Here is a 17,374-nt window from a genome sequence, read left to right on the forward strand (position 1 = left end):
GGTGTCCCAGCCGATTCGGCGGTGGCTCGGTCGGGTCAGTCCGCTGCCACGGTCATGACGCCGGTCTGCCCCATGCCGATGTGGAAAGAGCAGTCGAACAGGTAGTCGCCGGCTTCGTCCACCTCGAACTCCACCGTCTCGCTGCGGCCGGGGCCGATGACGGAGATCTCCTCGGTGATGTCCTGCGGGTTGCCCCCGGGAGTGAATCGGAAGCCGTGCGTCAGCTCGTCGGCGACGCTCTGCACGGTCAGGCGCACCCGCCCGGGGGCCACGGTGACCGTCGCGGGGGTGAACACGTAGTCGTCGCTCACCTGGATGGTCAGCTCCTGTACGCCGTCGGCGCCCACCGCGACAACTCCCGGGACGGCTGCAGGAACCGGAGAGGAAGCTGCCTGCTCATTCGTCCCGTCGCCTGCGCCGCAGGCGCTCAACGTCAGCACGAGGAGTCCGACGAGTGCGGAGCGTCGGGCCTTGTTGTCCACTGGTTGTCCTCGCTGGTTGTCGTGGTGGGGAGCACAAGAGGCCAATGCGGTCGCGGCGGCTGTACCGCGCTTCATTGGGCGGTGATATGGGGCCGACGTCAGGTGAACAGTGCTCGTCCCCACCAGTCGTCACCGGATTCGACTCCCGGAGGACAGGCGAAGACCGCCGAGGATGTGTGCTCGATGAACCGGTTCAGGGCATCGTCGGCCAAGTTCCGCTGCACCTGCACGAAACCCGTCTCCGGGTTGCGCTGGTACGCGATGAAGAACAGTCCGGCGTCGAGCCGGCCGGATCCGTCCGATCCGTCGACGAAGCTGTAGCCACGACGGAGGATGGCAGTCCCGGCGTTCGTCGGGTTGGACAGAGCGACGTGGGAATCGGCCGGGATGGCCGGCTTGCCGTCGACGACCTGGGTGAGGTCCACCGGGTCGAACTCGGCGCGCTGCCCCAGCGGCGCGCCGCTGCCCTTGCGCCGTCCCATGGCGGCCTCCTGGCGCCCGAGGGGGACGGCGTCCCAGTCCTCGACCAGCATCCGGATGCGTCGGGTGACCAGGTAGGAGCCGCCGGCCAGCCAGTCCGCTCCCGGCCCACCGTCACCGGGAGCCACCCACACGAACCTGTCGAGGGCTTGCCCGTTCTCGGCCTTCAGGTTGTTCGTGCCGTCCTTGAAGCCCATCAGGTTGCGCGGCGTGGCCTGCTCGGTACTGGTCGAGGAAGTCCGGCGAAATCCGAGCTGCGACCAGCGGACACCGACCACCCCGGCACCCAGCCGCACGAGGTTGCGCACGGCGTGCACCGCGACCTGCGGGTCGTTGGCGCAGGCCTGGATGCACTCATCGCCGGGTCGATGCGGTCCCCGGCGAACTCCGACAGCTCGACCAGCGCGGCGGGCTTGCGTGCCGCCAGGCCGAACCGGTCGCGGCCGTCGGTGGTGGTGAACAGCGTCGGGCCGAACCCGATGGTCAGCGTCAGCCCCGACGCCGGCAGCCCGAGCGCTTCTCCCGTGTCGTCGGGGGCAGCGTGCTCATCGCCGTCGACGGCCCCGACCGGGCCGGCGTCCTGCCCCGCGGTCATCCGCCGGGCGGCCTCCGTCCAGGTCTGGAGCATCTCGACCAGGTCGTCCCGGCTGTCGGTGGTGACGTCGAGAGCGACGAAGTGCAGCCGGTCCTGGGCCGGGGTGACGATTCCGGCCTGGTGCCCGCCGGTGAAGGGGAGGGCATCTGCAGCATCGGATCCCGGGGCAACTGGTGCGGTAGCTGTGCCGGCCGTGGCCCGTCCGAGCACCCCACCGGTGGCTCCGGCAGCGACGATGCCGAGCGTCCCGCCGCCGGCGAGCCCCAGGAGCCGACGGCGCGACATGCCTCGGGGGTGCGCAGTGTGGCGTTCGCTGGAGTCAGGATCCGTACTCATGGACGCGAGGCTCGGCCGATCTGTGCGTCAGGGACAGCTGAGAAAGAGTCTACTATGGCAGCTAGGAGACTGGTGGGGACTCGCGCCATTCCTGCCCACCGGAGAAGCGACTTCTCGGTCACAAGGCGGAAGATCCCAGACCAGTGGCACCCAGCCAGGCCCGCAGCCAGATCATGAGCGCGTCCCACCAGCCGGTCAGCAGCAGGATCCCCAGCAGGATCATCAGGCCACCGCCGATCCGCATCACCGCCGGGGCGTGACGGCGGGCGAAGGCGGAGAACGTGAGGGCGCGGCGGGCGCCGAGGGCGACCAGGACGAAGGGGACGCCGAGCCCGAGGCAGTAGGCCAGGGCGAGGATGGCACCGCGGCCGGCCGAGGCCTGGGTGTAGGCCAGCGTGTTCACCGCGGCGAGCGTCGGGCCCAGGCAGGGCGTCCACCCGAGGCCGAACACGACGCCGAGGACGGGGGCGCCGGCCAGGCCGGCCGGCGGCCGGCGGTGGATACGGCGTTCGCGCATCAGCCAGGGAATCGCGCCGAGGAAGGACAGCCCCATCGCGATCACGACGACGCCGGCGACCCGGGTGAGCACCGGCGACCACTCCAGCAGCAGCCTGCCCAGGCCGCCGAAGAGGGCGCCGAAGGAGACGAAGACGGCGCTGAAGCCGGCGATGAACAGCAGGGACCCGGCCAGTACTCGGCCGCGGCCGGCAGCGGCCGGGGCCGCCGGCGGTGAGGGGGCGATGTCGGTCTCGGCAGCACAGCCGGCCGACGTCGCGCCGGCTGGCCCACCGCCAGCAGGCTGCGGAACTCGGGGCCGGTCGACGGTGGCCTGGGAGCCGGCGAGCCCGGCGATGTAGCTCACGTAGCCGGGGATCAGCGGCAGGCAGCAGGGCGAGGCGAAGCTGATCAGCCCGACCAGCGCGGCCACCGCGATGGCCACCAGCAGCGAGCCATCGGTCACGATGCCGGCGAAGGTCGCCCCGAGCCCGCTCACGCTCGGTCCTCGGCGAGCAGCAGCTCTACGGCGGCACGCAGGTCCTCACCGCGGACCTGGCCGGTGTAGACGGCGGCCACCCGACCGGCGCGGTCCAGCAGGATGGTCGAGGGCACCACGTTGGCCGGGAACCCGCGGAACGCCATCGCCACCTCACCGCGCGGATCGAACACCGACGGGTAGGCCACCCCCAGCCGCTCGACGAAGGCGACGGCCATCTGTCGCTGGTCCTTGACGTCGATGCCGAGGAACTCCACGCCGCGGTCAGCGACGTCGGCGTGCACGGCTTGGAACTCCGGCGTTTCGACGCGGCAGGGCACGCACCAGGATCCCCAGAAGTTGATGACGGCGACGTCTCCGGCGAGGGAGGAGGACTCGAAACCGGTGCCGTCGAGCAGCTCCCCGGAGAAGGCAGGGGCCGGCGCACGCCGTTCTTCCGGGATCACGGTCGCCGTCGGGGTGGGTTCCCGGAACTCGAACTCACCGGTGGCACTCGCGTCGTTGGTCGCCCGAGTGGAACAGCCGAGTAGCGCGGTCGAGCTCAGCGCGCCGGCGGCGATCAGGAGGACGCGACGGTTGATCACACGGTCGGAGCCAGTTGAGCTGGTCACCGCGGTCGCCAGTCTTCGCGGGATCGACTAAGCACGCTAGTAAGTTACAGGCTCCTCGGTAGCGCCCCGGTCGTCCACCGTGTGGGGTAGAGCGCATCCGGCCGGCCCCTTTCGGCGCCGGCCGAATGCGCTCGCCTCACGAGCCCGACCGTCTCCATCCCCAGCTCGTGCCGCGGTGGTCGTGGGAGACATCGTTGCGACGCTGGAGCTCACGCCTCAGCTTGCGCTCTGAGAGGCGGCCGAAGGAGAAGAACTCGCCGTCGACCAGGATGCCGGGGGCGAACAGGACGCCGTGTCGTTCCCCCAGCGCCCGACCCTCCTCGGTCTGGAGGCTGATCTCCTCGGTCTCGAAGTCTTGTTCCTGGCTCAGCTGGGCCAGCGTCTCCTTGGCCTGCTCGCAGAAGGAGCAGGACGTCTGGGTGAGGAGCGTGACGACGGTCATCGGTCGGTCCCGGCGGCCTCGAGGTCGACGAGGACGGTTTCCACGGGGACGTACATCGTGTAGTTCGGCGCCCCGCCGTAGTCGGCCCGCCAGACGATCTCGCCCTCACCGTCGACGAGGATGAAGCTGTGCCCGGCCGTGGTATCGCCCATCATCCCGTACTTGTTCGCCTCGTAGGCCTCGATGACGGCCAGGTCGGGGTCGGCCAGTGCGAGGGACTCCAGGCCGTCGTCGTCCATCTTCTGGACCAGCAGGTCCTGGGGAGCGTTGGTGATGCTGACCAGCCGGTCCACGCCGGCCTCCTCCAGCTGAGGGGCCGCCGTCTCCAGGTCGCGGATCTGGTCCCAGCAGGCCTGACAGCCCAGCCCCTCGTGGAAGTACAGCAGCACGTTCTCCCCGCGGAAGTCGCTGAGCGATACGTCCTGTCCGTCCGTCCCCGGCAGGGTGAAGTCCGGAGCCTCCTCGCCGGGGCCGGGTGATCCGACGTCGTAGCGCTCGGGGTCGGCCGCCCCTGCGGAGCTCGTGCTGCTCTGGTAGACGGCGTAGAGGCCGCCGATGACCAGGATCGCCACGAGCCCGGCAACCACCCAGATCCGGGCCCCGCCGCCGCGCTGGTCACGACGGGCGGCGGCGACGGCTCGTGCGCCTTGTGTGCTGGACCCTGCGGTGGGGCTCTTGGTCGTGCTGCGTCCACTCATGGTCATGATCTCCCGGTCGGTGCGGTCTCGGTCGGTTCGACGACGCTGTCCTCGCCGTCGGTCGGGCTGATAGGGGAGGGGTCGACGTCCGAGCTCCGGTTGCGGAATGCGCGCCAGATGATCATCGCCAGTGCGCCGAAGACGAGCGCAGCGGAGAGCCAGCCGGGGACGAACGACAGCGCGTCCTCGACCTGGGCGGCGGCGTGCCCGAGGGCCGCGGTGAGACGGATCTGCCAGTCGCCGGTCGCCATGCCCTGCCCGGCAAGGGCCAGGACCATGGTGAGCGCACCCATCAGAATCATGAGCACGGCGGAGAGCAGCGTGGAGAGGAGAACGGTGCGGCGGAGCCGGCCGGCCCGGAGGGTCACCGTTCGGCTGGCCAGCAGGCGTGTCTTGCCCCAGTCCCGGCGATCCCAGAGCAGGGCGATCACGGTCAGCGGCGCCACCATGCCGAAGACGTAGGCGATCCCGACGGCCAGGGCCGCCGGGAAGGACGCGACCGCTCCGGACACTGCTGCGACGCCGGCCAGGACGGGGGCGCAGCACGCGCTGGCTGCCCCGGAGAAGGCTCCCAGGCTGTACACCGAGCGCAGGCCGCTACCGCCGCCCGTGCGCATGGACGGCATGGGCAGCATGAACTTCCAGCCGTTGAGCATCGCCAGACCGGCGAGCACCATGAGGCCCCCACCGATCGAGAAGATGATCGCGTGCTGCTCGTTGAGCAGTCGGCTCAGGAAGGATGCGCCCAGGGCGATCGGCAGGATCACCGTTCCGACCCCGGCGGCGAAGACGACGGTCATGAGGACCAGGCGCGAGCGCTGTCGGAAGCTCGAGGCGAAGTAGGCCGGGAGCATGACCGACACGCAGCACGGGGCGAGGAGTGCGAGCACGCCTCCGATGAAGGAGGCGAGCACCGTCGTGGACAGCAAAAGGTCCTGCATCGTCACTTCCAGCTGACTCGGATGGGAGCACGGGCTCTACTGGTGGCCGGATAGGCGCTACCGGAGACGGCCGCACGATGGGACTGCGGCGCGTTCCCGCTCCCGCGGCGTCCACTATGACACATAGGAGACAGCTCGACCACTATGACGAATAGGAGTCGGGTCGACACCACTAACCTCCTTAGGAGATAGTGGTGTCGTCGCGCCACCGGGGCGCCCGAACGAAGGATCCGATGTCCGAGTCGCTGTACCTGCTTGCGCTCCTGGCCTGTCCCGTGGGGATGGGTCTGATGATGTGGATGATGATGAAGATGCAGCGGCCGTCCGCCCCTGCGGCCGCGGAGAGCCCCGCCGAGACGACCGTCGACAAGCAGGCCGAGCTCATCAAGCTGCGCGCCGAGATCGACCAGTTGCGTGCCGAGCGCCGGGACGAGTCCAAGCCTGCGGGCTGGGTTCTCTGACAGCTGCGCCGATACGGCGCGGATTCGCAGGACGCGCACACGCCGGGGCCGCGACCTCTTGCAGTGAGCGCATCGCGACCACACATCCGGCACACGGATTCTTCACATCCGGTGGGCACTGTGGAGTCAGGTCGCTCATCGGCGGCCTGTCGCCTACCGAGGGGAAGAGTCTTATGAGCAAGCGCACGATCATCGCCGTCGCCACCGGTGTCATCGCCGGTGCCACTGTGGTGGGGGTTCCCGCCTTCGCCTACGCCGACGCCGCTTCGGACACCGGTGCAGCGGACTCCCACATGGAGTCGGTGATGGACGATCCGGCCTTCTACGACCGCATGATGGCCGCCATGTCCGACATGATGTCCGACCCGGAGATGCAGGAGCAGATGCGGGACCACATGCGAACCATGATGGAGGCCATGCCCTCCATGGAGGGCATGGAGGACATGCGCGGTCACATGGACGGCATGGGCGGCGGCATGGGCGGCGGCATGGGCGGCGAGTCCTCCGACGACGCCGGCGACTCGGCTACCCCCTGACACGTCCAGCGGAGGGCGCGTTCCTCCCGGAGTCTCCTGGCACTCCGAGCGCCAGGAACGCCTTCGCGGAACCCCGATGAGTCCCGAGCGATCGAGACCGACCGCATCGGCCGAGCTCACCAGCGCTCGGTCGCGACATCATTGACAGAGAGGCACACCCGTGCGGCCCGTCCTGTTCGAGGTCTTCGGTTTCCCGATCAACAGCTATGGCGTCAGCAAGGCCGCCGCCGCACTGGTGGCGGGGTACCTGCTGGCCCGTGAGTTCCGACGCTTGGGATGGAATCCCGATCGCGCCTGGTCGATCGTCATCGCGGCGACCGTCATGGGATTCGTCGGCGGCAAGCTGTACTACCTCGCCGAGCACGCCGGAAGCCTGTCGCTGCATTCGTTCGGACCGTCCGGGTTCACCTGGTACGGCGGCCTGATCGCCGGTGTACTGACCGTTGTGGTCATGGCACGCCGGTACGAGCTTCCGCTGGGTCAGCTGGCGGGGATCGCGGCCGCGCCCTTGTCCCTGGCCTACGGCGTCGGACGCATCGGGTGCTTCCTCTCCGGCGACGGCTCCTACGGGCAGCCGTCCGATCTGCCCTGGGCAGTGGCCTTCCCGGACGGGACGATGCCGACCATGGTTCCCGTGCATCCCGCAGCGCTGTACGAAGCAGCCGTCGCGCTGGCCGTCGGCGGGCTGCTGTGGGTGCTGCGCACCCGGTGGGCACCGCTGCACGTCTTCGGCCTGTACGCGGTGCTCAGCGGAGTCGCACGGTTCCTCGTCGAGGAGATCCGCCTCAACGAGGAGGTTCTGCTCGGGCTGACCCAGCCCCAGCTTTGGTCGCTCGTCCTCGTTGCCGTCGGTGTCGGCCTCCTGACGACCGGGAGGCGCGACCGGTCCGGGCGTGAGCCGGTCGCGTCCGCGGCCGCCTGAGCAGTGGAGCCAGACTTCGGCGGTGGGCCAGGTTCCCGCGCCAGCGGAACCGTCCTCGTGGTCGACGACGAGGCGAAGATCCGCGAACTCGTCGGTGCCTACCTGGAGCGCGAGGGCTACCACGTCCTCCTCGCTGAGAACGGTCTGGACGCGCTGCGCCTGGCCGAACGCCTCCGCCCCGATCTGCTGGTGCTCGACCTGGGGCTGCCCGACATCCCGGGTGAAGAGCTGCTCCGCCTGCTGCGCCGGTCCAGCGACGTCCCCGTGGTGATGCTGACCGCCCGGGCCAGCGAGGGAGATCGGGTGGCGGGCCTGCGTCTGGGCGCCGATGACTACGTGACCAAGCCCTTTAGCCCGCGAGAGCTCGTCGCGCGAGTCGGGGCCGTCCTCCGCCGCGCCGGCGGCGGACGGCCCGGTCGTGTTCCGACCTTCGCCAGTGGCCGGTTGGCCATCGACCAGGAGAGCCGGGAGGTGTCCCTCGACGGTGAGTCGATCGAGCTGACCCGCACGGAGTTCGACTTGCTCGTGATCCTGTCGTCCCGTCCCGGGCGGGCGTGGACGCGCGCCGAACTGATCAGTCGCCTGCAGGGCCACGGCTTCGATGGGTACGACCGCACGGTGGACGTCCACGTCAAGAACCTGCGGCGGAAGCTCGGCGACCATTCCCGGCGTCCGAGTTTCGTCCTGACGGTCGCCGGGATCGGCTACAAGTTCGGGGCGATCGCCGATGAGTAGCCCCCTGGCGCGGCGACTGGGCCTGGGCTTCGCGGCGATCGCCCTCGTCGCGGCCCTCCTGGCCGCCCTGTTGGTCAATCTGGCGTTCAGCAGCCGCTTCGAGTCCTACCTCGACCAACAACGGTCGGCTCGGGTGGACCAGATCGCTGCCGCGGTCACCGGTGCGTACGTGTCCGCGGAGGGCTGGGACCCCGAGCGTCTCGACCAGCTCGGGCCGGCGGTGTCCATGGCCGGGGCCGAGGTCCGCCTGGTCGATGCGGCGGGGGAGACGGTCTGGCCGACCGCAGGCAGCCCCACCAGCGAGATGGCGCAGATGCATCGGGAGATGATGGCGGCGGGACCACTGGCCGACCCGGTCACCGTTCCGATCACCGTCGACGGGCAGCCGCGGGGAACCCTGCAGGTCGCGCTCCCCGAGGGCAGTGTGCCGCTTGCTGACCGGCAGCTTCGCAGCTCCGTGAATCGGCTGCTGTTCGTCGGGGGACTCGCCGTAGCGCTGGTCGCCTCGGTCCTCGGCCTGGTGTTCGCTCGGCGGGTCACCCGCCCGCTCGCGGAGCTGACCGCAGCAGCTGATGATCTGCGCACCGGTGACCGTGGCCGGCGGGCCATGGTGAGCGGGCGCGATGAAGTTGCCGAGCTGGCGACGGCGTTCAACGAGCTGGCCGCCTCCGCCGAACGGCAGGAGGCGCTCCGGCAGTCGTTCGCCGCGGACGTCGCCCATGAACTGCGAACCCCGCTGGCCATCCTGCGTAGCCAGCTCGAAGCCGTCCAGGACGGCGTCCTGGACCTGACGCCCGCTCTGGTCTCCTCCCTGCACGAGGAGACCCTGCGGCTCGGGCGCCTCGTCGCCGACCTGGAGACCCTCACCCGCGACGACCACAACTCCTTCTCCCTGGAACGCGTCACTCTCGATCTGGCCGAGCTCGTGCGGTCGGTCGCTGCGGGTTTCCAGCACCGCTTCGCCGAGCGTGGTCTCCAGCTGGACCTACGACTGACCCCAGCGCCGGTCTGTGGTGACCGGGGCAGGCTCGCCCAGGTGGTGACCAACCTGCTCGGCAACGCGGTGAAGTTCGTTCCGGTGGGCGGCCGAGTGACCGTGACCACCGGCACCCATGGTGATGCAGTGCGCCTCGAGGTAAGCGACGACGGGCCGGGGATCCCGGAGGCGGAACTTCCGCAGGTCTTCGACAGGTACTTCCGAGGACGCGGTGCACGGGCCAACGGCTCGGGGATCGGGCTGGCGGTCGTGGCCACGCTCGTCCGCGCGCATGGCGGAGGGGTGAGCGCCATGAACGCACCTGACGGAGGGGCCGGCTTCACCATCACGTTCCCGGCCGCGGAGCCGCCAGCTTCCGCGGCCGCGTCGGCACGTCCACCGTCCGCAGTCGCCCGGGGTCCGATGCCCGAGTCCTCGACGGCTCCGCTTCTCCAGGAGTGACCATGGCACCACGCAGAAGAGCGGAGGCGGCGCCGCCCACGACCGAGCGCGTGCGCGCCGTCTACGAGCGGCAGGCCGCGCACTACGACCCTGTCATCACGGTCGCCGAGTGGCTGCTGTTCCGGGGCGGCCGGTCGTGGGCCTGCCGGCAGGTCCAGGGGAGGGTCCTCGAGGTCGGCGTGGGCACCGGGCGGAATCTCCCGCTGTTCCCTCCGGAGGTGGAGCTGACCGGCATCGAGCTGAGTCCGGCCATGCTGGCCCGGGCTCAGGCGCGCGCCGCGCAGCTGGCTCGGCCAGCAGACCTGTGCCTGGGCGACGCGCAGCGACTGCCATTCTCCGACTCCAGCTTCGACTCGGTGATCGCCACCCTGACCTTGTGCAGCATCCCCGACGACCGAGCCGCAGTCGCCGAGATGGCTCGGGTGCTACGGCCGGGCGGCCGCCTGGTGCTGCTCGATCACGTCGCCAGTCCGCTCCCGGCGATCCGGCGGATTCAGCGCTTGCTGGAACCAGCCTTCCTGCGCCTGGCCGCCGACCACCTGCTGCGGGAGCCCGAGGTAGCGGTGCGGGCCGCCGGGTTAGAGATCGAGCACCTGCGTCGCTCGAAGCTGGACATCGTCATGCGGCTGACGTGCACCAAGCCGTGAGCCACTCCAATTGCCCTGTGCCTCCGGCGCGCCTGGGCCCGTTGACACCGCTTCACAGCACCCGTTCGCACCGAAGAGACAGGACCATGTCGCTCTTGCTCCGCCTGGCAACCCTGGCCGCCGTCGTCCTCACCGTCCTCGGACTGGGAATCGGCAGCGCGTCAGCGCACGCTGAACTCGCCACCTCCGAGCCGAGCGAGGCGCAGACGCTGACCACACCGCCCCGGCAGATCACCCTGACCTTCACCGAGGCGGTCCGGGCTGGCTCGGCCGAGGTCGTGGTCCGCGGCGCCGACGGGCGTTCCGTCACTACCGGCCCCGCTACCGTGACCGATGCCGTGGTGCAGCAGCCGGTGGAGCTCGGCAGCAATGGGTCCTACCTGGTTGCCTACCGTGTCGTCTCGCAGGACGGGCACCCGGTGACCGGGGAGCTCGCCTTCAGCTACGCCGGGGCCGAATCCTCCGACGCCGGGTCGACCGGGGTGGCGGGGTCGACGGACGGGGCCACGCCGACGGACTCCCCGGAGCCGCCGGTGACCGAAACCGTCGCTGAGGAGGTGGCCGTAGCCGACGGCGGCGTCGGTGCAGGGCTGTGGTGGATGCTCGGCGTCTCGGTGGCCGTCGTCGCCGGTCTCGGCGTGCTGGCCCTGCGCCGGCGAGGGCCTCGTGGCTGAGCGAGAACCACGTGGCTGAGGCGCTCGCGACGGCGCCGGCAGCCGACCGCATGCGCAGCCGCTGGCCGGTCCTCCTTCCGGCGGCCGCCACGGCTCTGCTGTTGACCTGGCTGACCTTGTCGGCCGGCTCGGGGGAGGAGTCGTCGGTCGCCGGGCTACCCGGGTCGGATGCAGGGGCGGCCTGGCTCGTGCCCACGCTGCAGCTGCTGAACGACCTCGTTGCGGTCATGACCGTTGGATGCCTGCTGGGTGCGGCGGTCCTCCTGCCGGGCGACCGGTTGCTCGGTGCCGCCGGTTACCGGTGGGTGCGCACCGCCGGGTGGTCGGCTCTGGCATGGAGTCTGCTGTCGCTGGCCGCGGTTCCGGCGCTGCTGGCCGAGTTCCTCGGGCAGGGTTTCTCGGCGGTCACGCCGACGGCGGTCGTCCAGTTCGTGGCGGACAGCCCTCAGGCCCAGGCCCGTGTCGTCGTGGCTGTCCTCGCTGCGGTGCTGGCCATGGCCGCCAGGGTGGTGCTGACCATGGCCGGGACCCTCGGTCTGCTCCTCGTCGCGCTGCTCGCCGCGCTTCCGCCGGCCCTTGTCGGGCACGCCGGCGGCACCGGCGGGATCTACGGCCCGACTGCGGTCGCCCTGCACGTCCTGGGCGTGGTCCTGTGGGCGGGAGGGCTGGTCGGCCTCCTCGTCTGCCGTTCGATCAGCGTCGGGGCCGCCGGTGCCGCCGTCTCCCGGTTCAGCCGACTCGCCGGACCGCTGGCGTTGCTCGTCGGTGGCAGTGGGGTCCTCACCGCGCTGACCCGACTGTCCGAACCGGCCCAGGTGCTGGGGTCCAGCTATGGGTTGCTGGTTCTGATCAAGCTGGTGGCGTTCGTCGGCTTGATCATGGTCGGGGCCTGGCATCGGCGCTGGACCATGCCCGCCCTCGTCGCCGGACGTCCGGCAGCGTTCCTCCGGCTGCTCTCCGTGGAGGTGGTGCTCTTCGGAGCCACCATCGGGGTGGCCGTCGGTCTCAGCCGCACACCGCCCCCGACGGCCCCCGCCGCAACCGCAGGCGGCGGGAGCCACGCCGTTCCCGACGTCGTCGTGCCGGCCCCACCGTCGCCCGGCGCGTTGCTGGACCTCCATCCGGGCCTCGTGTTCCCCGTCCTGGCCGCAGTGGCGATCGGGTTCTACCTCGCCGGAGTCCGGCGGATGTCCGCCCGAGGACGTCCGTGGCCATGGCCGCGGATCCTCGCCTGGTCCACGAGCTGGGCCCTGGTCCTCCTCATGACCAGCAGCGGACTCGCCGGCTATGGCGGGGTGCTGTCGAGCGTGCACGTCTTCCAGCACTTCACCCTGGCCCTCGCCGCGCCGCTGCTGATGGTGCTGGCGCAACCGGGCCGGCTGGCCATGAGCGCACTGCTGCCCTCGACCGGGCAGGACCTGCGAGGACCGCGGGAATGGCTGGTGGCAGTCCGTGGTCGTCCGGTGACGGGGGCAGCTCTGCACCCGCTGGTCGCGCTGCCGGTCTACCTGGTGGTGAACTACTCCGTCTACGTCTCCGGGCTGTACGGCTTACTTCTGCGGTCCGAGGTCGCCGACGTCATCTTCTTCACCCTGTTCCTGATCAGTGGGACGCTCTTCTTCCGCGCGCTGCTCGGCCCCGCCGGACCGGACACCGCGGCGGCGCCGAGGCTCCCCGTCGTCCTCGCGGCGCTGGCAGGGTGGGCAGCGGTCCACGGTGCGGTTGCGCTCGTGGTGCTCCGCAGCGGCCCGCTCCTGGCCGCGGAGTGGTGGAGTCAGCTGACCCACCTCTGGGGACCGATGCCGATCGAGGACCAGCAGACCGCCGGACGGATCGCGGCGACGTACGGGGTGGCCATGCTCTTCGCCACCGTCCTCGCCATCCTGTGGCGGCGAAGCCGTCGGCCGGGGCCGCCCCCAGTCCCTGCGCGCGGCACGGCGCCTGCCCAGGGCGAGCCACAGGTGCAGGGAACCCGTTGATCGCCAGGCCGGGGGAACATGCCGGCAGATGCGCTTGCGGGGCCGGTCGGCGCTCGGGTTTACTAGCCTAGATAGTAGCAAGACCACGTTCTGTGAACGCAGGGGAGAAGCGACATGCTCAGGTCGATGCGGTGCTGCCTGAACCCGAAGGTCATCGGGGGTCTGATCGCCGCGGGCGTGGCGCTGTGGCTGATGGCCCCGGCCACCAGTACCGCGGCACTTCCGCTGCTCATCGCCCTGGTCTGCCCCCTGTCCATGGGGGTGATGATGTGGCAGATGAATCGCGGCGGCGGTAATTGTGGCGCCTCGGGCGGGCCCAGCCCCGCGGCAGCCCCTTCCGTCGACGTCGACGAGGAGCTGCGGCAGGCGCGCGAGGAGGTCTCGATCGCCCGGGCCCGCCAGCAGCTGGGTGACCGGGGCAATCAGGCGCCCGCATGACACGGCAGGCGCGCCGCTGACTCGGGCACCCACCGCCGGGGCGAACTCTCACCGAGCTGCGGGCGAGCGGCGGGACCCTCTCGGGTGGATGTCGTGGAGGCGGTGCGCCGTTCAGGCCGAGGACGTGGCGACGTAGGAGACGATCGTCGCCATGCCCGTACCCATGTGGTAGGCGTTGTGGCAGTGGGTCAGCCACTGGCCCGGATTGTCGGCCGTGAAGTCGGCGATCACCCGTTCTCCCGGCGCCACCATCACCGTGTCCTTCACCGCGCCGGCGAACAGCGGGAGGCGGCTCCGCGCCTGATCTCGCGAATCACCGGCGGCTGCCCCCGCAAAGAGGTCACCAGAGCCCCGCACGGTGAAACTGTGGCCGTGCACATGCATCGGGTGGTACATCGGAGTCTGGTTGACCAGCTCCAGCCGGACCCGCTGGCCCTCCCGGATCTCCGCGGGCGTGATGCCGGCGAAGGGGCGCGCGTGGTCGTAGCTCTGGGCGTTGATGCGCCAGGCGAAGCTAAACATGTCTCCGGTCAGATGCAGCGTGTGGGTCACGTCCGGGGGCGGGTCGTCCTGGCCGACGGAGGATGCCGCGCGGAGGTCGGTCAGCCGGAGCAGCCGCCCACTCAGCTCCCGGGGAGCCGCGGCGGCTGACGGGGCTGCACCGCTGGCAGTGCGGACCACCCCGAGCGCCTGGGCCCCATGGCCCTCGGCCACCGCCACCAGCGGGAAGGCCCCATCTCCCAGGGTGACCAGCACGTCATAGCGCTCACCGGCGCCGATGTGGAGGTTGTCGACCGTGACCGGCTCGACCGGAAACCCGTCGGTATGGGTGACGGTCAGCCGGTGGCCTCCGAGAGCTACCCGGAAGGTCGTCGTCCCGGCGGCACTGGTCAGCCGGATCCGTGCCCGTTGACCCGGCCTGGCGGCGAACGTCTCGGGGGCCGTGGGCAGGCGCCCGTTCAGCAGGTAGAACGGGTACCGCACGCTGTCGGCCATGCGCGACGCTGCGGACACCGGCGTCTGCCCTGCCGGAGTGTTGGCCATCTCGGCGGTCCGGTGGTAGTCCCAGGACGCTGACCGGTCCTCTACCTGCCCGGCCTGGACGGGAACCTTGTAGCTCGCTTCCATGTCCCCGTTGCGGAGCTCGGACAGGACGTCATCCGGGCTCCCCGCGGCGCCGTCGATCCAGTCGTCGAGGACGACCACGAACTCCACGTCGTAGTCGCCGGCTTCCCGCGGGTCGTCGATGATCAACGGTGCGAAGAGCCCCCGCTCGCGCTGCATGCCCACATGCGGATGGAACCAGTAGGTCCCCGGATCGGGAGCGACGAAGGAGTAGCGCATCGTCTCCCCCGGGGGGACCACGGGTTGCGTCAGGTGGGGCACGCCGTCCATGTCATTCCGGAGCCGGAGTCCGTGCCAGTGCACCGTGGTCGGCTCCGGAAGCCGGTTGCGGACGTCCACCTCGAGCAGATCGCCGGCGGTGCAGCGGAGGGGCCGTCCCGGCACCTGGTCGTCATACGCCCACGTGCGAACGACGCGTCCACCCAGGTCAACCTCGACCGGCGCCGGGGTCACCGACGCACGGACGCGACGGCCGGTGCCTCGGGCGACCCGGGCCTGCTCGACGCGGCGCACCGCGTCGGAGCCGGCGAGCACCCGGCCCTCCGCTGCGGTGGCCGTCGTGGGCAAGGCCGCCCATGTGCCGCCGGTCGCCGCCATTCCGGCCAGCCCCACCGCCCCGAGAAGCAGTCCGCGCCGGGAGATCGAGGGGCCGGTCACCTGCCACCTGTCCTTGTCGTCGGAAGTGTCGATGTGGTCACAGAACGGCCGTCGACGGCTGTCCGGACGGCGTGCCGCCCGGAACTCTGCTGGCGGCCACCGGCCGGCGGTGCGGGCTCCCGTCGTACGGGCCCGGCGCCGGCGTGCACGGTGCAGCAGATACTACCCATTCTAGTAGACCCGTCCGCCCTTCGCGCACGGATGCCCGGCTCCGGCTTCTACGTAGCGGCCTAGTACTACGCTCTACGTAGCGCCATAGTAGGGCTGGCTGGCGCGCGGCTGATCGAGCGTCCGCTGGGCGACTCGATGGAGCCGGCCCCCCCACACGGCCGACCCGATCTCGCGAGGTGGAATTCCATGTCCAGGAAGCGTTCACCCCGGGCCGAACCGTCCCGGTCCGGGAGGCCAGGGCAAGGCTCGAGGCCCCGAGTCACCACTCCGGCCCAGGGGGTGACTCCGCCGCGCCCTGTCGCCAGCCGTGCGCCGGCGCCTCTGCAGGCATTCCAGCGCCCACAGGCCCCGCGGTCAAGGTCCGCCGGGCCGCCCCTCCCGGTGGTCCTGCCGCCGAGGAAGGCGCCATCGGTGGCCCCCACTCATCCGGACCTCGCGCCTCAGGGGGCGTCGGCCTCCCCGGGAGCCCCGACCCGGCCCGCGGTGTCCCGGACGGTGACCGCAGCCCCCTCCGCGAGCGCGAGGCTCCGTCCATCTGCGCCGCCGGTCCCGGGTCCTCCCCGGTCATCGGCACCGGAGACCGTCACCCCGGTGCGCCATCCCGTCCTGGCCCCGGACATGCCTGCGGGCGCGGTCCAGGTCATGTCCTGGTCGTGTGAGTCCGTGGGCGACGTCGATCCGCAAGCGCTCGGGGTGACCTACTGGTTCGACGCCGCGGCCAGTGGTGCCCCCTATCCGGTCAGTGTGCGATTCAGCGGTAGGCGGCTGGCCGGACCCGACATCCCGGGCAGGGGCGACGAGTTCGAGGTCGTGCACACCCTGGACGAGGTGCTCCCCGGAAGCGGCCGGGTCGCCGTGACCGCCCGTGTCCCCGGCCTGGCGCCGGGGGAGTGGGAAATCACCGCGACCCCCGTCGTCCGGCGCGCCCCTGAAGACTCCGCTCCGCCTCCGGCTCTGCCTCGCGGGCCACTTCCCCGTGGGACGACCGTCGGGAGGACGACCTTCAAGCCCGTGGCCGATGTCCGGGCGCCAGGGGTCCGGATCGGAGCCTGGCCCGCTCTGGTGGCCGTCGGCTGGCTTCTCGCGCTGGCTCTGCAGGGGGTGCTGGCTGCTCAGCGTGAGCTCCCGGTCGGGCGACTGTTCCTGGTCTCGGTGCTGGCGAGCCTGATCGGGTTGGTTGGCGCCAAGGTCTACTACCTCCTCACCCACCGGGAGGAGAGGCCCAACCCCCTGACCGCGGGAATGTCCGTCCAGGGCTTCGTGATCGCAGGAATTGGCTCGGTGATCCTGGGAAGCTGGTGGGCGGGGATCCCGGTGGGCCAGATGCTCGACGTGACGGCGCCGGGGCTGCTGGTGGGCATGACCATCGGGCGCCTGGGGTGCTTCCTCGGGGGGTGCTGCGTGGGGCGCCCCACGGCGTCTCGGTGGGGCATCTGGTCCTCCGATCGCCGCGTGGGCGTGCGCCGGATCCCGGTGCAGCTGCTCGAGTCGAGCATGGCCGGCCTCATCGCCGCAGCGACGCTCGTGGCAGTGGTGCTGACCGACCCCCGGGTGGACGGACTGCTCTTCATGGCCGGGCTGGCGGCCTACACCTTCGGGCGCCAGTTGCTGTTCCCGCTGCGGGGGCTGCCGCGGCAGACGAAGCACGGCCGCAGGCTGACTCTCGCAGTCGCCGGACTCGTGCTGCTGGCGGCACTTTCGGTACTGGTGAGCGTCTGACCCGGCGGACCGCCGAGCTCGAGGTCCGGCCGACGGCGGGACCGTCGTCCTGCTCGGCGGTCCGGTATCGCGGGCCCCTGCATCCCTGGAGGTGTCGACGCTCGCACTGTTCTCCTATGTGCCATAGTTGCCAGTCGCCACTGTGCGTCGCCTTCGTGGGAGCGGCTGTCGCTCCGCCGGACAGCGCCCAGGGGATCCGCGCTTCATTGCTGGACTCGGAATGAGGGAGGTCGCGCCCTGATGTCCTGGGGGAGCGATGCGCTGAGGTTCGTGGCGGGTACCGGCGCGCGAGC

The 17,374-nt window shown here is 70.8% G+C and carries 17 protein-coding genes and 1 pseudogene; 10 read left to right on the forward strand and 8 right to left on the reverse strand.

Annotated elements, in window-relative coordinates; translation table 11 throughout:
* Positions 1-35: 35 nt before the first annotated feature.
* The 7 genes and pseudogenes from RM425_RS06510 to RM425_RS06540 all read right to left on the reverse strand — a co-directional run bounded on the left by RM425_RS06510 (position 36) and on the right by RM425_RS06540 (position 5,579).
* Positions 36-347: a plastocyanin/azurin family copper-binding protein gene (locus RM425_RS06510; protein ID WP_311344368.1), complete on the reverse strand. Its 312-nt coding sequence runs from the start codon at positions 345-347 to the stop codon at positions 36-38.
* 233 nt (positions 348-580) lie between these two features.
* Positions 581-1,893, reverse strand: a pseudogene (gene efeB / locus RM425_RS06515) (iron uptake transporter deferrochelatase/peroxidase subunit).
* 118 nt (positions 1,894-2,011) lie between these two features.
* Positions 2,012-2,887 carry a cytochrome c biogenesis CcdA family protein gene (locus RM425_RS06520; RefSeq protein WP_311344369.1) on the reverse strand — a complete coding sequence of 292 codons (876 nt, stop codon included), beginning with the start codon at positions 2,885-2,887 and terminating at the stop codon, positions 2,012-2,014.
* Positions 2,884-3,498 (reverse strand): TlpA family protein disulfide reductase, encoded by a 615-nt coding sequence (locus RM425_RS06525; RefSeq protein WP_311344370.1) that lies wholly within the window; start codon positions 3,496-3,498, stop codon positions 2,884-2,886. The genes RM425_RS06520 and RM425_RS06525 overlap by 4 nt, the downstream gene beginning before the upstream one ends.
* Positions 3,499-3,634: 136 nt before the next feature.
* On the reverse strand, positions 3,635-3,940 hold the full coding sequence (locus RM425_RS06530; protein ID WP_311344371.1) for a glutaredoxin family protein: 306 nt from the start codon (positions 3,938-3,940) through the stop codon (positions 3,635-3,637).
* A complete protein-coding gene (locus RM425_RS06535) occupies positions 3,937-4,638 on the reverse strand; it encodes a peroxiredoxin family protein (protein WP_311344372.1) in 702 nt (233 codons plus the stop codon). The genes RM425_RS06530 and RM425_RS06535 overlap by 4 nt, the downstream gene beginning before the upstream one ends.
* Before the next feature lie 2 nt (positions 4,639-4,640).
* Positions 4,641-5,579 carry a cytochrome c biogenesis CcdA family protein gene (locus RM425_RS06540; protein ID WP_311344373.1) on the reverse strand — a complete coding sequence of 313 codons (939 nt, stop codon included), beginning with the start codon at positions 5,577-5,579 and terminating at the stop codon, positions 4,641-4,643.
* 233 nt (positions 5,580-5,812) lie between these two features.
* On the opposite strand from RM425_RS06540, the gene RM425_RS06545 reads away from it, so the two are divergent.
* The 9 genes from RM425_RS06545 (at position 5,813) to RM425_RS06585 (ending at position 13,409) form a co-directional block, all read left to right on the forward strand.
* A complete protein-coding gene (locus RM425_RS06545; RefSeq protein ID WP_311344374.1) occupies positions 5,813-6,040 on the forward strand; it encodes a hypothetical protein in 228 nt (75 codons plus the stop codon).
* Between the two features lie 173 nt (positions 6,041-6,213).
* Positions 6,214-6,576, forward strand: coding sequence for a hypothetical protein (locus RM425_RS06550; RefSeq protein WP_311344375.1), 363 nt, complete (start codon positions 6,214-6,216; stop codon positions 6,574-6,576).
* A gap of 160 nt (positions 6,577-6,736) precedes the next feature.
* Positions 6,737-7,498: a prolipoprotein diacylglyceryl transferase gene (locus RM425_RS06555; RefSeq protein ID WP_311344376.1), complete on the forward strand. Its 762-nt coding sequence runs from the start codon at positions 6,737-6,739 to the stop codon at positions 7,496-7,498.
* A gap of 57 nt (positions 7,499-7,555) precedes the next feature.
* Positions 7,556-8,233 carry a response regulator transcription factor gene (locus tag RM425_RS06560; RefSeq protein WP_311344377.1) on the forward strand — a complete coding sequence of 226 codons (678 nt, stop codon included), beginning with the start codon at positions 7,556-7,558 and terminating at the stop codon, positions 8,231-8,233.
* On the forward strand, positions 8,226-9,671 hold the full coding sequence (locus RM425_RS06565; protein WP_311344378.1) for a sensor histidine kinase: 1,446 nt from the start codon (positions 8,226-8,228) through the stop codon (positions 9,669-9,671). The genes RM425_RS06560 and RM425_RS06565 overlap by 8 nt, the downstream gene beginning before the upstream one ends.
* Before the next feature lie 2 nt (positions 9,672-9,673).
* Positions 9,674-10,318, forward strand: a complete 645-nt coding sequence (locus RM425_RS06570) for a class I SAM-dependent methyltransferase (protein WP_311344379.1) — start codon at positions 9,674-9,676, stop codon at positions 10,316-10,318.
* A gap of 86 nt (positions 10,319-10,404) precedes the next feature.
* Positions 10,405-10,992 (forward strand): copper resistance CopC family protein, encoded by a 588-nt coding sequence (locus RM425_RS06575; RefSeq protein ID WP_311344380.1) that lies wholly within the window; start codon positions 10,405-10,407, stop codon positions 10,990-10,992.
* An 11-nt stretch (positions 10,993-11,003) separates the two neighbouring features.
* Complete coding sequence (locus RM425_RS06580) at positions 11,004-12,971, forward strand: cytochrome c oxidase assembly protein (protein WP_311344381.1); 1,968 nt, start codon at positions 11,004-11,006, stop codon at positions 12,969-12,971.
* A gap of 114 nt (positions 12,972-13,085) precedes the next feature.
* A complete protein-coding gene (locus tag RM425_RS06585) occupies positions 13,086-13,409 on the forward strand; it encodes a DUF2933 domain-containing protein (protein WP_311344382.1) in 324 nt (107 codons plus the stop codon).
* Positions 13,410-13,520: 111 nt separating this feature from the next.
* Here the strand turns inward: RM425_RS06585 and RM425_RS06590 are convergent, their stop codons facing one another.
* Positions 13,521-15,191, reverse strand: coding sequence for a multicopper oxidase family protein (locus tag RM425_RS06590; RefSeq protein ID WP_311344383.1), 1,671 nt, complete (start codon positions 15,189-15,191; stop codon positions 13,521-13,523).
* Between the two features lie 762 nt (positions 15,192-15,953).
* On the opposite strand from RM425_RS06590, the gene RM425_RS06595 reads away from it, so the two are divergent.
* Positions 15,954-17,081 (forward strand): prolipoprotein diacylglyceryl transferase, encoded by a 1,128-nt coding sequence (locus RM425_RS06595; RefSeq protein WP_311344384.1) that lies wholly within the window; start codon positions 15,954-15,956, stop codon positions 17,079-17,081.
* Positions 17,082-17,374 lie beyond the last annotated feature (293 nt).

The sequence above is a fragment of the Blastococcus goldschmidtiae genome (assembly GCF_031845325.1).
In the GTDB taxonomy this organism is placed as follows: Bacteria; Actinomycetota; Actinomycetes; order Mycobacteriales; family Geodermatophilaceae; genus Blastococcus; species Blastococcus goldschmidtiae.

Excerpts from the sequence above, each read along its gene's own strand:
- RM425_RS06570 (WP_311344379.1), top strand. The coding sequence starts at position 9,674 with ATGGCACCACGCAGAAGAGCGGAGGCGGCGCCGCCCACGACCGAGCGC.
- RM425_RS06545 (WP_311344374.1), top strand. The coding sequence starts at position 5,813 with ATGTCCGAGTCGCTGTACCTGCTTGCGCTCCTGGCCTGTCCCGTGGGG.
- RM425_RS06540 (WP_311344373.1), bottom strand. The coding sequence starts at position 5,579 with ATGCAGGACCTTTTGCTGTCCACGACGGTGCTCGCCTCCTTCATCGGA.
- RM425_RS06585 (WP_311344382.1), top strand. The coding sequence starts at position 13,086 with ATGCTCAGGTCGATGCGGTGCTGCCTGAACCCGAAGGTCATCGGGGGT.
- RM425_RS06575 (WP_311344380.1), top strand. The coding sequence starts at position 10,405 with ATGTCGCTCTTGCTCCGCCTGGCAACCCTGGCCGCCGTCGTCCTCACC.
- RM425_RS06550 (WP_311344375.1), top strand. The coding sequence starts at position 6,214 with ATGAGCAAGCGCACGATCATCGCCGTCGCCACCGGTGTCATCGCCGGT.
- RM425_RS06565 (WP_311344378.1), top strand. The coding sequence starts at position 8,226 with ATGAGTAGCCCCCTGGCGCGGCGACTGGGCCTGGGCTTCGCGGCGATC.
- RM425_RS06535 (WP_311344372.1), bottom strand. The coding sequence starts at position 4,638 with ATGAGTGGACGCAGCACGACCAAGAGCCCCACCGCAGGGTCCAGCACA.
- RM425_RS06530 (WP_311344371.1), bottom strand. The coding sequence starts at position 3,940 with ATGACCGTCGTCACGCTCCTCACCCAGACGTCCTGCTCCTTCTGCGAG.